Below are 13563 nucleotides of genomic sequence, written 5' to 3'. Positions count from 1 at the left end.
ACGACTAAATCAATTAGTCATTATTTGGGTATCGCCTGCTCACCAGTAACAATCCCGAAGGGCACTTCACCCCTCATTCAATTACTCTTACTATACCGCTTTCAATGCAGAATAACAATACAATCATGCCAAAAAACCGCCAAACACTCGGAATCCTTTGTGCTTAGCAGTTTTTTAGGTTCATGCTTAACCTTCTTTCTCTTTGCAAAATACCTCTTTGGCAACCTGAATGGCTGAGGCTGCCCGGGGCCATCCTACATAAAAGGCAAGCTGTGTAATGACTTCAACCAGTTCTTCCTCCGAAATCCCGTTTTCCTTGGCCAGGTTCAGATGATAAGGAAGTTGATTCACATGCTCACCCGCCACCAGAGCGGCAACTGTAATAAAACTCCGTTCCCTAAGAGACAACTCACTTCTTCTCCATACATCTCCAAAAAGAACATCCTCCGTATAGGTTACAAAAGCGGGTGCAAAATCACCTATCGTTTCCCGAACACTCGATTTGATTAATTTATGCTTCATACAATCATCTGGGCAAGTCCATTGCCAAAGGACCAATCCTCTAATTCAGTTTCTACCAGTGTCACAAAAACATCCTCCGGTCGGACTTTACATTCAATAGAGATGAGTTCGGCTAATCTTTGGTAAAAATCCTTTTTTTGTTCCGTAGTTCTACCCGATCCCATCGTAATTTGGATGTACAGCAACTTGTCAGTTCTGGGTACATTCAAATAATCGGGACTATAATAAAACTCGCTTTGCTTATGAGCATGAAAAGCCTGAAAGTAATCTTTTTCCGGAACCTGAAAATGTTCGATCAAAGCATTCATGATACAGCGGCTAATGTCAGGCAGCTCTTGCTCTGTGTATTGTTGCTCCATGTAGCCAACTCGTACAAATGGCATGTTCATCTCTCCTATCCGTTGGGATAAGATGATTGTACTCCTCTACCCTTCATCTGTATAATTGAAAATAATCATAAATATATTCAATTTCATCGATGGAGATGAGCAAGCGTGGATCTGAAAGAATTAACTACATTTCGTACCATAATCGAAGAAGGAACGTTTTCAAAAGCTGCTGTCAAATTAAACTACGCTCAGTCTACAGTCACGAACCAAATCCAGAGGCTTGAAAAAGAGCTGGGATTTCAACTTTTTAAAAGGGGTTGGGATGCGGAGTTAACGTCCCCGGGCAAACTATATGCCGAGGAGATAGACGGACTTATTCAGCATTGGAATTTTGTAATGGACCAGGCGAAGTCGCTGAAAAAGGAGGAGATCGGCACGCTCCATATCGGTGTGCTTGAAACGGTAGCGGCTACCTTACTCCCCTTGGCTCTGCAGCAGTTTCGAGAGCATAAACCGAATATTACGTGTCATTTTACAGTTGGAAACACGGATGCACTCGCACATGCTTTGGTGGATGGTAAGCTGGATTTTGCTATCTCTGGGGAACCTCACTCCATTCCTTCCTTACACTTTGAATCCATATATCACGAACACATCGCCTTTATTGTGTCCCGTAATCATCCCTTCGCGGCAAAAAGTGAGCTTCAGCTCGAAGATCTGTACGCGTATCCGCTTATCGTCGGAGGTAAGAACTGCTTGTACCATATACGACTGGAGAAAGAGCTTTCACACTTCCCGTCGATGCCGTTTTTTTATACTGTCAGTCAAATCTCGTCGATCCCCACGTTCGTAAAAACGATTCCTTCAGTTGGAGTGGTTCTATCGTCAATGCCTTTGCCGGAGGAACTGGTCACCGTCCCCCTCCAGTTAACAGACCCTAATATTGCCATTGGACTATTACAAAACAACCATCACCAGCAGTATATGTCTTCGGCCCGAAAGCTATTTATACAGCTGGTTAAGGAGCTTTGCAGGCTATAGCATCTATGCAAGACTACTAATAAGTTATATCATCTTTGCATAAAGAAAAAGCCGCTAAACACTCAGAAACCTGGTGTTTAGCGGCTTTACTATTTTGAAGGCCTAAGAAAATGTGGCCCTCTCTTTATTTTTATACTCTTGTTGTCATACCTGTTATTCCGCTTCGAGCGGTTTTTTCCACAGTCCCAGAATGAGCGCAGAAATCACGGAACCAATCACCACTGCAAGCAAGAACAGCAAAGCATGATTGGCAAGAGCTGCTACAAAAATTCCGCCATGTGGAGCTGGAAGATTGATTTGCCAGAACTGCGTCAGACCACCAGCAATCGCTGAACCTACAATACAAGAGGTTAAGACACGCAGAGGATCAGCAGCTGCGAATGGAATGGCTCCTTCCGTAATGAAGGACAATCCAAGTACATAGTTCGTCAAACCAGACTTGCGCTCTTGCTCAGTAAACTTATTTTTGAAGAACGTCGAAGCTAATGCGATTGCCAGCGGAGGTACCATGCCGCCCGCCATAACAGCCGCCATCATAGCTCCGTTCGTGTTACCACTGGAAGTAAAGACACCGATCGAAAATGCGTAAGCTGCTTTGTTGAAAGGTCCACCCATGTCAATCGACATCATTCCGCCCAGGATCAGACCCAAAATAACTGCATTACCTGTTCCTAAATTGTTCAGAACGTTGACAAGCCACGTATTAATACCACCGAAAATTGGATCAAACAGGTAGAACATAATCGCGCCTGTAATTAGGAGTCCGAATACCGGGTATAACAAGATTGGTTTTAAACCATCCAGCGTTTTTGGTAGACCTGCAAAAGCTTTACGCAGGAAGATCACCACATAACCTGCCAGGAAACCTGCTGCCAGACCGCCAAGGAAACCTGCATTGGAGTTTACAGCCATCAGACCCCCAACCATACCTGGCATCAGTGCCGGGCGGTCCCCAATACTCATCGCGATAAATCCGGCCAGTATCGGAATCAGGAAGTGGAACGCACCTGTTCCGCCGCCAATCGTTTGTAACAGTTGGAAGAATACATTATCTTCTCCCGCTACCTGTTCAATCAAGAAGGAAATGGCTAGCAAGATCCCCCCGCCTACAACGAATGGCAGCATATGAGAAATACCGTTCATTAAATCCTTGTAGATTTTGCTGCCTACGCTGCTCTTCTCCGCTTTCGACTCTTCAGCGCTGCCTTTACCTTCACTACGATAAATTGGCGCATCGCCGTTCAGCGCTTTGCGGATCAGTTCCTCAGATTTACGAATACCGTCACTTACCGGTCTTTGTAATACAGGTTTACCGTCAAATCTGGCCATTTCAACCTTCTTGTCAGCTGCGACGATTACTCCTTTGGCACGACGAATTTCATCCGCTGTCAGTACGTTTTGTGCGCCTTCCGAGCCATTCGTCTCTACACGGATATTTACACCCATTTCTTTCGCTTTCTTAATAAGAGCATCTTCAGCCATAAACGTGTGTGCAATGCCTGTAGGACAAGCGGTCACTGCAACCACAAACTCGTCAGAATTCGGATTGCCAACGATAACGTCTGGCGTTTGCTGCGCTTTGGCTGCCTCTTTCTTAGCCTCTTTTGCTTTTTTGGCAGCGTCTTCTTCCGCCTGCTTGGTATCAAACAGCACAGATACTTCATCCGGTGTTTGCGTTTTCATAAGGTTCCCGATAAAATCGGTATCAATTAACAGCCGGGAAAGGGCTGCCAGTGTGCGAAGATGCGTATTTGCTGCTCCCTCTGGAGCCGCAATCATAAAGAACACTTTTGCCGGCTCACCGTCCAACGATTCGAATTCTACGCCTTTACTGCTTTTGGCGAAAACGACAGTCGCTTCATTCACAGCTTTGGTCTTGGCATGCGGCATCGCAATGCCGCCGCCGATTCCAGTGCTGGACTCTGCTTCACGTTTGTAAATCATTTCTTTAAACAAGGCACGGTCATTAATACGTCCACTTGCTTCAAGGCTAGCAATGAGTTCCTCAATCGCTTCGTCTTTTGTCGTCGCCTGCAGGTCCATGATCATCGTTTCTTTAATCATCAGGTCTGTTATTCTCATTTTTCACACTCTCCTAAGTTCGGTCAGCGTGTCGATACACGCATAATAAGCTCATGATGCAGCCGGATTACCGTTTTGAAATCGTGACTTGCGGCCGTAATTGTTCAATTTTCTCTCTAGTAGCCAGATCATCGGAAAACGCAGTTGCACTTCCGGATGCCACTCCTGCACGGAATGCTTCGATCGGATCGCCATGAAGAGCCAGCGTACCCACGAATCCAGCAATCATTGAATCACCTGCGCCTACAGAATTTTTAACCGTTCCTGCTGGTACATTTGCGTGATACACTTCATCTGCCGTAATGAACAAAGCCCCTTCTCCTGCCATGGAAATCAGTACATTTTTTGCACCTGCTTCCAGCAGCTTACGACCGTAAGTGACGATCTCCTCCTTTGAGTGAATAGTTACGCCAAACAACTCAGCCAACTCGTGGTGATTTGGCTTGATGAGCAGCGGATTATGAACCAGTGCCTTCATCAGCGCCTCACCTGTGGTGTCGATGACGAATTCAGCCCCAGTTTGCTGGCATACGCTAATCAGCCGATCATAGAAGTCTCCTCCAAGTGACGGCGGGATACTTCCCGACAAGACGACAATGTCATTTTTCTGGAGTGCGGCCAGCTTTTGCACCAACGCATCGGCCTCTTGCTCACGAATCACAGGTCCCAAACCGTTAATTTCCGTTTCATCGCCATGCTTGAGTTTAATGTTAATCCGTGTGTCATCTTCGATCATTACAAAATCAGTTTTAATGGATTCTTCCCGCAATGTATCGTCGATAAACTTGCCTGTGAATCCTCCTAGAAAGCCGATCGCCGTGCTATCTGCTCCCAGCTGGTTTAGTACACGTGATACATTAATTCCTTTACCACCTGGCAATTTTAAATCACGTTTCATCCGGTTCAAATCACCAAGCTTCAAATCGTCAACTTCCACGATATAATCAATGGAAGGGTTCAGCGTTACTGTATATATCATTGTTATCCCTCGATTATCTTAGTTTTCTGAGCGATGGATCGGCGTGAGCGTTCTGGCATCGATTCGGTAATAAGTATAGCTTCCTTGAGCTCGAACAGTTTGGCGAAGGTTACTTCTCCAATTTTGCTGGAATCGGCCAACACATACGTTTTGCCTGACAACTGATGGGCTCGCCGCTTGATTAGCGCCTCTTCAGGATCAGGAGTCGTATACCCCATTTCCATATCCACCCCGTTCGTTCCTAGAAAGCACTTGTCGAATCGAAAATTGTCCAAATTTTGTAGGGCAATACTGCCAATTACGGCTTTGGTATGAATTTTCATCATCCCTCCCAGTAGATAGCTTCTGATTCTTTTACTTACCAGTGCTTCTACGTGGGATAGACCATTCGTCACGACCGTCACGTCTTTAGCTTCAATGTAAGGAATCATCGCCATCGTTGTTGTTCCCGCATCCAGATAAATACATTCGCCATCCAAAATTTCTTTGGCTGCCATGCGGGCGACTGCGTTTTTTTGTTGAACGTTTTTGAATGTTTTTTCTTCCATGCCAGGTTCCTGACTTTTCTGATTCAGTAAGGTTGCCCCACCATGAATCCGTTTTAGCAACTGACGGCCCTCAAGATCTATCAAATCGCGCCGAATTGTTGATTCAGAAGCTCCCAACAGATCAGCCAATTCCTGCAACTTTACAACACCACGTTCTTGTAAGCGCTGTATTATTAACTTGTATCTTTCTTCCGTCAGCATCTTCATTCCCCCAACTGTTTATATCGTACCACAAACCTGATAAAAAACAATCATTTTTCTCCAAAAAGATTCAAAAAAATTCATTCCAACTTCATTTTTTTACAAAATGGTGAATTCCCGCTCTAATCGACATGATTGCGTTTACATTTTAAAGAAAATTCATCTGCTTTTATGTAAATTCATTCTTCTTACATAGGAATTCAGCAGTAAACGTTCAAAAACGTTCTAAAGCTTCCATCAGTACTATTTTACCATTATGCGCACAATTCGTCCCAATTTCCCTGAAACCTCATTCGGCTCATACGTAACCATTCCTGATGTGCATTAGACACCTAGTAAACACAAGCGCTGTATTTTAAAATAACAAGAGCCATGTCTGCGTGCATACCGCATTCATGGCTCACCTTGTTATGATACATATTCACCCTCAATAATCTTCTCCAGATAATCTTCCGGCTGTGCAAGAAACTCAGCAAAGCTGCACACATCCGCATATTCCTGATGCTCCTCGTCATAATAACCCAGGCACTTCTGCTTTCGATTCCACACCAATATAATATCCGAGTAATTATCTACGTTTAGAGACAGACGCAACAGCTTTTGCCGACCTACCTTCATCTCAACCGTATCGATAATTGAAAAGAACTCAACAAATTGAATATCAAGATCATTTTCTGGCAGGTTCACACGGAGCTGATCCCCCGTCAGAAAGGCTATTAAATCCTTCGGAAGCTTGTAGCTTTTCAAAGCATGTCGTTTATTTTCCAGATTATGAAATGCCGGAGGCTCTACAGACTTTAAATACTCAGCCATTTCTACGTTTTTATTACTTAGTGCAATTGTATATGCCCGTTCTCCATCTTTTTCTGCCAGCGTCACATCAGCGCCTAGCTGAACCAAATACTTCACCATCGCAAAATCGTTGTTGCGCGCCGCCACTGTCAAAGGCGTGGCTTTATATGGATATACCATATTAGGGGCATTGAAATTAATATCTACGCCATGTTCCAATAGTAAAGCTACTGTTTTCAAGTCATGCTCACTAACTGCGTTGCGGAGTGTTGCTCCAGCATGCTGCTTCATATCGAGGCCCAGCTCATGGATAAGCAGCATATTACTTTTGTTACCGTAGTAGGCTTGCTCATAAGCACCAGATTTGACATGATTTTTACCGTCCAGCTTGGCGCCATGGGCGACCACATAACGGACAATCTCTTCGGTACCATAGCGAACAGCCGTCAGGAATGCGGGATTATCCTTCACATTAAGTTGGGCCCCCTCATTGACCAATAGCTTCAAGACTTCCATTTGCTCAGTGATGAGTGTAATATCCAATGGACTTAATGTCGTGTATTTGCTGAGTACGATTCCTTGTTCTATATCCCAGCCTTCGGTCAGCGCTTGGCGTAGAGCGGATATATTGCCTTGAACGATATGCATCGCTATCTCAGGAAGAACCTTGAAATTGCCTACATCTTTTAATTTAATCATCGTTATTACCTCACTCTTTATGTATCTACTATTAATCATGTATATCTATTTTATACCAACCTCTCTTTTATATAAATCCAACAGATTCCCCAAAATTCATTATTCACTCTAGCGCAAACAAGTGAGTAATAGAGGTCAAAATACCTTATAGAAGCTATAATTGTATTATGATTCTGTATACCCTGTGCAACCGAAAAGGAGAACATATGAATAGCATTCAATATTTGTCCCAATTTAATTTGCTTCATAGTCTCTCATTAGAAGATTTAATTGAAATGGATCAAATGACCTCCATTACGACTATACCGAAAAAAAACTTTATACAAACTCCAGAGACCTTTTCCAAGGGACTTTATTTTGTGAAAAAGGGCAAAGTACGTCTATATAAGCTAAATGCTGACGGGAAGCAATTTACTTTGGATATCCTCCGCGAGGGAAATGTATTTGGTGAAATGGATATGATTTCACTAGGAACAAGGGAGATGTATATAGAAACGATAGAAGAATGCGATATCTGCCGGATGGACAAAGACCGATTCGAGCATTTTTTAATAGAACATCCCAGGTTCATGATGAACATGATCAAGGTGTTAAGTGACCGAATTTCAGGAATGAGCAGTCTGGCCCAGCATTTAGCTTTGGGAAATTTACAGGATAAAATTTTGTATATTCTTCTGAAATTGTCCGATCAGTTCGCCCTCCAAAGCCGTGATGAGTATTGCAAAATCAATTTTCCTCTCTCTCATCAAGAAATTGCTAATCTGGTCGGGGCCACCCGTGAGGCTGTAACAGCTGCTCTTCAGGAGCTTGTCAAAGAAAAGGTCATTAAAACCGGCTTTAAAACGATTTACATCCATCGCGAAAAGTTAGTGAAGTTGTAAACTACATTACATCTATACTCCAACCCAAAAAAGTATCGTATACCTATCAGACAATTTACGATATGGAGTGGATGAAATGTTACAACGAAAAGGTGCTCGCAAAGGGTCAGATATTCCTAGTGATGTGCTTCAGCTGCTACAGCAGGGGCGGCTTCAGACGGTGAATCTCACCGAATGGCTGGCTGTCGATCATGTTGTACTATTGCAAAATACTCTTGATGAATTTGGCTTGCAGCAATCATCCGATGTCTTCCTGACCGAATTGAATCAGCTGAAGGAAAAGAAGATCATGAAAATGATACCCGCAATCGCGCGAGCGTGGCTTCATGTGTTTGAGCAACAAGCGATAGAAGAACGTATTCGCATCTTTGATGCGATGGCCTCGCATCTTTCAGATAGCATTCGCTGCTGGGCTGCCTACATCATCGGGGTTGCCCCCTGTTTAAGTGTAGAGAAAAAATTGGCTGGCATTCGCCCCTTTGCAGCGGATTCCCATTTCGGAGTACGTGAAATAGCCTGGATGGCCGTGAGAGAATCCATATCCTTGCAACTGCTTGAAGGGCTTGCCCTGTTAGACAGTTGGGTGCGAGATGAGGATGCTAACATACGTCGTTTTGCCATTGAATTAACCCGGCCACAAGGCGTTTGGGCCAAGCACATCCCTGAACTAAAAGAACATCCCGAGTTGGCTCTTCCTCTCTTGAAGGCTGTTCAGTCCGATCCGGTCAAATATGTCCAGGACTCCGTTGGCAATTGGTTGAATGATGCCAGCAAAACCAACCCGGAATGGGTTCTTCAAGTTTGTAATGCATGGCTGATGGCTTCGGATACTAAAGAAACGAAGCGAATAGTAACCCGGGCCCAAAGAAGCTTGAACAAAGAGAAATAATTATAAGACTCCTCCCCATCCAATCCATATCTAGAATATTCACATAAACTATGATATTTATCTGGAGTATTAGGAATGGAGGAATTCCTATGTCTATTATTCGAATCTATCTGGAAGCAGACAGTATCGTATCTGGAAACATTGCTATCACAACGAGTATCAATGTCACTCCAGTGGTTAATCGTTACACAGCTATTGTCGCGCTTGGTAATATATTAGGTGGAGTGACCACTATCCCAGCACAAAATTTCACGAATGACAGTAACGACTACCATAAGCGACTGAGAGAATGCCTTCGTAAAATCACTATAAAAAAACCGCCAAACACAGGGTTTACCCTCGTCTTTAGCGGTTTATTTTTCTTTGAACCTCGTAATCCATCGATAATGTAGTTTATACGCACTTCTCCTCTATAGATCTAGACAATTCTCGCGTTACATAACTAAAAATAAATATTTAAATCTTGAAGTTCTCCACAAACACCTGAAGCTTCTCGGCAAGTGATGAGAGAAGCGCTGCGGAGGATTCCACTTCTTGCATGGCAGCAAGCTGTTGCTCCGAAGAGGCGGACAGGGATTTCGCCCCTTCAGCCGTATGGTTAGAGACCATTACGGTATTCTGAATGGCTTCAACGAGCCCTTCAGAGATCAGCGCCAGATTCCGAACTGTGGCTGATATTTGCTCGCTTTGGGAAGACATATCGGAGATGGAGACCTCGATCTCCGAGAAGGAGCGTCCGGCTGATATGATCAACTCTTTGCCCTGCATCATTTCGTCCGTGGAACGCTTCATAGTTTCTCCTGCCTTGTACATTTGGGCGATAATCAGACTGATCAGCTCGCTGATTTGTGTGGCAGAATTAGCAGAACGTTCGGCCAGCTTGCGGACAGAGCCAGCGACAACGGCAAAGCCCTGACCTTCTTCTCCGGCGCGCGCAGCTTCTATCGCTGCATTCAAAGACAGCAAGTTGGTCTCCTCGGCGATGCTGGCGATGGTGCCGACAATGTTCTCAATCTCCTTGGAGTGGCTGCCAAGCGTATGAATAATGCTTGAGAGATCGCCGATGCTTTCGCTGACAACTCCCATTTGGGAGGTGGTGGAATCCATTGATTCCCGGCCAAGACGTGCTTTCTGGACATTATCCGCGGCCTTGTTCATTGCGATGTCTGCATTGCCGGCAATATCGCTGATGAAGCGTGACATATCCTGAACAGCTTTATAGCTTCCTTCCAGATTCTCCAGTTGGGTATGCGCCCCATCGGCCAACTCAATCGTAACATTCACGCTATGCTCTCCAGCACGGTTCGTTGCCTGTGCGCTGGCAGACAGCTCTTGAGAGGAAGAAGCGACCAGCATAGAGGTGTCATTGACCTGAGTAATCAGGTTGCGCAGATTCTTTGTCATATCGTTGAAGTCGCGAGCCAGCGTCCCGATTTCATCCTTGCTTTTGAAAAGAAGCGGTTCATGAGTAAGGTCGCCTTTGGTAATGGTATTCACAGAGGCTGACAGCTTGGTAAGCGGACTTACCATATGGCGAATCAACAGGTAAACAACAAGGATAGCCACGATAAAAATGGAGCCGCCAATAATAAAGGGCTGAACAATAATATCCAACGTCCGTTCCTGAATTAACGAACCGTCAAAATTGATGGCCATCAGTGCAACAATGGGCTTGGTGGGATCATGGTCCTGATAAATGGGGCCGTATCCGGTTTTGAGCGAGGTTCCTTCATATGTATAAACCTTGGAATATGCTGAATGCTTCATGGTAGTTATCATTTTTTTGTCTTCGTCTGTGAAGTAGAAGGAATCGCCAGCTTGATAGCCTCTTTGCTTGAAGTTGGCATCGGCGGCCAGAATTTTTCCATCCAAGGAGATAATGAAAGCCTCTTTAAAAATAGGCTTATGTGCTACAATCCAGCCGATCCGGTCTTCAATGGCAGCAAGTTTGCTGTTATCTCCACTGACCAGAGCCGATATATCCGCAGGATCTATAAGGCCAGTCGTAATATTGGCGCAACCCACCAGCTCGATCCCAGCAGCTTCATCCACTTGATGATAAGCGGTATGATATCCAAAGTATCCAATGGAGGAGCCTACGAGAAGCAGTATGATGAGCATCATCCAGGTTAATTTTGTTGCCAGCTTCATTATTTGAACCACCAATCCTGACTCTAATAAATTTTTGTGACCATCTGTTTTCACTGCTACGATTATAGCCTATCAACACTTACTATAATATGGCATTCCAGTGTCGAAATATGTCGTTTTTCGTGATAATAGTCACTGTTTTTTTGTAAACTGGGACATTGCAGCGAACGGCCGTCATTAATGGCGCGGTGACGACTACAATAAGCGACCGAGGTGAGAGTGCCTCTGTTGAATTACGACAAAAAAACTGCTAAACACAGAGGTTTGCCCTCGTTTTTAGCAGTTTTTTTTCAATATATCATGTGTTTCATCGGTAACGTATTTTGATTTTTATAGCTGTATTCAGCTTTATTTTTTGTGGGCTAATAAGAGATTAACTATGGTATCCAGCTGGAGCTCCAATGAATAAGGGTCTTCCATCACAAACTCATCCCCTTTATCACTAAATGAACCGTACATATAAACCTGTCCTTTTTTTACAGCCGGAAGGCCTTTCCATAGCTCACTATGCAGAATCTGATTAGCCCCTTCATCTTCTGAACCGTATACAAAGATGTGATCTCCCATATACTCGGGTAAAACCTCAAGTGAAATATTTTCAAATCCTTCTTTCATATTCAATGCCTTCTTGGTAGGTGCAGCTTTAGCATCTGATAAATAGTCGGACTTCCGTAATTGCCGCCTTTCGCTGCCAAAACATATATCGATTTATTGGCGACTTGTACAATTGAAACCGTCTCTCCGTCCTTAACGATACCTTGAATTTTCGTTCTGGCCTCTGCAGCTTTCTTCTCGTATTCAGTAATCCACTGCTCGGCTTCTTTCTGCTTGCCAAAGATTTCGCTGATTCTGCGGAATTTATCCAGTGGCCCCGCTGTAGATTCGCCCTCCCAATACGGCAAGAACACGGTCGTTCCTACCTTTTGGTAGCTGTTGATGTTCTTTTCGATTGAACCGATAATTAAATCCGGTTGCAGAACGGTCAGTTCCTCCAAATCCATAGGAAAATCACCGAGATCCTTGATTCCGGCCAACTTATCTTTGGGATATCCCGATCGATCAATCCAAGCCTCATTCAGCATATAGCTTCTGACCCCTACCGGAATAATCCCCAGTTTCAAAAGATGACCCATATACTGATCCGATGCCACTCGTTTCGGGTTTGCAGGTACTTCCACATCACCTTTTAATGTCTTAACCGTTCTTATCTGCGCTTGTACTGCCGCTTGTCCATCGCTGTTGGATGTTGTCGCTGTATGATTAGCCTTCGTTTGCGAACTTCCATTTGTATTCGTCGGAGCCGAGCAAGCTCCCAGCATCAATGATAAACACAGCATAATCATCATGGTCGTTATTTTAACTCTTCCGTGCATGAATGAATCCCCTTCCACATGATACCGATATTGATAATCAATATCAGTATAACTTGTGAAAGATGTCCGCTGAAGGGCATATTTAAGCATCGTTTGGGACATATCCTGATCTTGCTTCTGGGCAGGATGCTCCCGCTCCTTTTTGAATCGTACGGGAGATAGTCCCTTATATTTCTTGAAGCTGCGACTTAACGAATGGGCATCTGGATATCCCACACGCTCTGCGATCTCCTGTAAAGTGGCGTCCGTCTGCATTAGCAGTTCTGCCGCTCGTTCTGCTCTTACTTGGCCCAAGTAATGAATCGGACTGGTATGCATTTTACTTTTGAACAACCTGGATAAATGTCCGGTACTGCATTCTAGCTCCTTCGCAATGGACTCAAGTGTCATAGACTGACTGAAATGATCGCGAATATATGTTACAGCTTGCGCTATCAAGTCGGGCTTAAGAGGTTCGATGCCCTGCCAATACAACTGCTGCAACAACTCGTATACAAATTGATGAAACAAGGCTTTAACATGCAGTTTGCCAAGTCCAGAAGCTCCACGCCATTCTTGCTCCAACAGCTTCACTTTCTCGTACAGGGACAGCGGGTAGTGTGGTGCGAAAGCATACTGATTCTGAAAAGGATTTTCCTTTTCCAGCAATTGTGCAATCTCTTTGCGATCAGGCAGGGCAAGCGTCGCCTTGTACAAAATGATGTAATATTCAAGCACATCCTCCGCCAGGATACTCAGGCACATTCCTTTTCCGCCATGCAGTACATGGAAACGCTCTATCCTGTGAATACTGTTATCCAACCGTACCCGTGCGCTTCCACGCACGGCATATAAGAACGCACTGGCAGGAAGTCGATAGGCTCGAAGCTCCTCTCCTTTTTCGATCTTCCTATGACGAACATCCATCACCTGTATAAAAACATGATTCCACAGCAAAGTGTGATCGTTCAACTTCATTACTACCGCTCAGCCCCCATCCAAACCGTTCCTTCAGTTCTTATTCCGTCCTATCAGAATTAAATTTATTATAATTGATAATCATTCTCACAAGCAATCAAATATAACCAACTTCCTCT

13 protein-coding genes are annotated in these 13563 nt (G+C 44.3%); 4 read left to right on the top strand and 9 right to left on the bottom strand.

The annotated features are described in order from the left end of the window. Positions 1-186: 186 nt before the first annotated feature. A complete protein-coding gene (locus MKY35_RS08400; protein ID WP_342446111.1) occupies positions 187-522 on the bottom strand; it encodes a carboxymuconolactone decarboxylase family protein in 336 nt (111 codons plus the stop codon). Next, positions 519-905 (bottom strand): tautomerase family protein, encoded by a 387-nt coding sequence (locus MKY35_RS08395; protein ID WP_342446110.1) that lies wholly within the window; start codon positions 903-905, stop codon positions 519-521. Before MKY35_RS08395 ends, MKY35_RS08400 begins: the two co-directional genes overlap by 4 nt. Before the next feature lie 111 nt (positions 906-1016). Between MKY35_RS08395 and MKY35_RS08390 the strand changes: the two genes are divergently transcribed. Continuing rightward, positions 1017-1892: a LysR family transcriptional regulator gene (locus MKY35_RS08390; protein WP_039269928.1), complete on the top strand. Its 876-nt coding sequence runs from the start codon at positions 1017-1019 to the stop codon at positions 1890-1892. A gap of 153 nt (positions 1893-2045) precedes the next feature. On the opposite strand, the gene MKY35_RS08385 is transcribed toward MKY35_RS08390, so the two are convergent. The 4 genes from MKY35_RS08385 to MKY35_RS08370 all read right to left on the bottom strand — a co-directional run bounded on the left by MKY35_RS08385 (position 2046) and on the right by MKY35_RS08370 (position 7193). Next, positions 2046-3974, bottom strand: a complete 1929-nt coding sequence (locus MKY35_RS08385) for a fructose-specific PTS transporter subunit EIIC (RefSeq protein WP_342446109.1) — start codon at positions 3972-3974, stop codon at positions 2046-2048. Between the two features lie 67 nt (positions 3975-4041). Further along, positions 4042-4953 (bottom strand): 1-phosphofructokinase, encoded by a 912-nt coding sequence (pfkB, locus tag MKY35_RS08380; RefSeq protein WP_342446108.1) that lies wholly within the window; start codon positions 4951-4953, stop codon positions 4042-4044. 2 nt (positions 4954-4955) lie between these two features. Then, positions 4956-5702: a DeoR/GlpR family DNA-binding transcription regulator gene (locus tag MKY35_RS08375; protein WP_029516644.1), complete on the bottom strand. Its 747-nt coding sequence runs from the start codon at positions 5700-5702 to the stop codon at positions 4956-4958. Positions 5703-6110: 408 nt separating this feature from the next. Further along, on the bottom strand, positions 6111-7193 hold the full coding sequence (locus MKY35_RS08370) for an ankyrin repeat domain-containing protein (RefSeq protein ID WP_342446107.1): 1083 nt from the start codon (positions 7191-7193) through the stop codon (positions 6111-6113). A gap of 206 nt (positions 7194-7399) precedes the next feature. Here MKY35_RS08370 and MKY35_RS08365 point away from each other — a divergent pair, with 206 nt between their 5' ends. From MKY35_RS08365 to MKY35_RS08355, 3 genes are all read left to right on the top strand, one after another. Continuing rightward, positions 7400-8074 (top strand): Crp/Fnr family transcriptional regulator, encoded by a 675-nt coding sequence (locus MKY35_RS08365; protein WP_342446106.1) that lies wholly within the window; start codon positions 7400-7402, stop codon positions 8072-8074. A 76-nt stretch (positions 8075-8150) separates the two neighbouring features. Further along, entirely contained in the window at positions 8151-8963 is an 813-nt protein-coding gene (locus MKY35_RS08360) for a DNA alkylation repair protein (RefSeq protein ID WP_342446105.1), read from the top strand. An 89-nt stretch (positions 8964-9052) separates the two neighbouring features. Then, on the top strand, positions 9053-9355 hold the full coding sequence (locus MKY35_RS08355) for a hypothetical protein (RefSeq protein ID WP_342446104.1): 303 nt from the start codon (positions 9053-9055) through the stop codon (positions 9353-9355). A 64-nt stretch (positions 9356-9419) separates the two neighbouring features. On the opposite strand, the gene MKY35_RS08350 is transcribed toward MKY35_RS08355, so the two are convergent. The 3 genes from MKY35_RS08350 to MKY35_RS08340 form a co-directional block, all read right to left on the bottom strand. Further along, positions 9420-11114: a methyl-accepting chemotaxis protein gene (locus tag MKY35_RS08350; protein ID WP_342446103.1), complete on the bottom strand. Its 1695-nt coding sequence runs from the start codon at positions 11112-11114 to the stop codon at positions 9420-9422. Between the two features lie 348 nt (positions 11115-11462). After that, complete coding sequence (locus MKY35_RS08345) at positions 11463-11729, bottom strand: ABC transporter substrate-binding protein (RefSeq protein WP_342446102.1); 267 nt, start codon at positions 11727-11729, stop codon at positions 11463-11465. Positions 11730-11731: 2 nt separating this feature from the next. Further along, positions 11732-13438, bottom strand: a complete 1707-nt coding sequence (locus tag MKY35_RS08340; protein ID WP_342446101.1) for an AraC family transcriptional regulator — start codon at positions 13436-13438, stop codon at positions 11732-11734. Between the last annotated feature and the right edge of the window lie 125 nt (positions 13439-13563).

The sequence above is a fragment of the Paenibacillus sp. FSL L8-0638 genome, from assembly GCF_038593075.1.
Taxonomy (GTDB): domain Bacteria; phylum Bacillota; class Bacilli; order Paenibacillales; family Paenibacillaceae; genus Paenibacillus; species Paenibacillus polymyxa_D.
This window is presented reverse-complemented; position numbering and strand designations above follow the sequence as displayed.

Bases quoted from the DNA above. Each gene is read 5' to 3' on its own strand.
- MKY35_RS08400 (WP_342446111.1), bottom strand. From the start codon at position 522: ATGAAGCATAAATTAATCAAATCGAGTGTTCGGGAAACGATAGGTGAT.
- MKY35_RS08395 (WP_342446110.1), bottom strand. From the start codon at position 905: ATGCCATTTGTACGAGTTGGCTACATGGAGCAACAATACACAGAGCAA.
- MKY35_RS08385 (WP_342446109.1), bottom strand. From the start codon at position 3,974: ATGAGAATAACAGACCTGATGATTAAAGAAACGATGATCATGGACCTG.
- pfkB (WP_342446108.1), bottom strand. From the start codon at position 4,953: ATGATATATACAGTAACGCTGAACCCTTCCATTGATTATATCGTGGAA.
- MKY35_RS08375 (WP_029516644.1), bottom strand. From the start codon at position 5,702: ATGCTGACGGAAGAAAGATACAAGTTAATAATACAGCGCTTACAAGAA.
- MKY35_RS08370 (WP_342446107.1), bottom strand. From the start codon at position 7,193: ATGATTAAATTAAAAGATGTAGGCAATTTCAAGGTTCTTCCTGAGATA.
- MKY35_RS08365 (WP_342446106.1), top strand. From the start codon at position 7,400: ATGAATAGCATTCAATATTTGTCCCAATTTAATTTGCTTCATAGTCTC.
- MKY35_RS08360 (WP_342446105.1), top strand. From the start codon at position 8,151: ATGTTACAACGAAAAGGTGCTCGCAAAGGGTCAGATATTCCTAGTGAT.
- MKY35_RS08355 (WP_342446104.1), top strand. From the start codon at position 9,053: ATGTCTATTATTCGAATCTATCTGGAAGCAGACAGTATCGTATCTGGA.
- MKY35_RS08350 (WP_342446103.1), bottom strand. From the start codon at position 11,114: ATGAAGCTGGCAACAAAATTAACCTGGATGATGCTCATCATACTGCTT.
- MKY35_RS08345 (WP_342446102.1), bottom strand. From the start codon at position 11,729: ATGAAAGAAGGATTTGAAAATATTTCACTTGAGGTTTTACCCGAGTAT.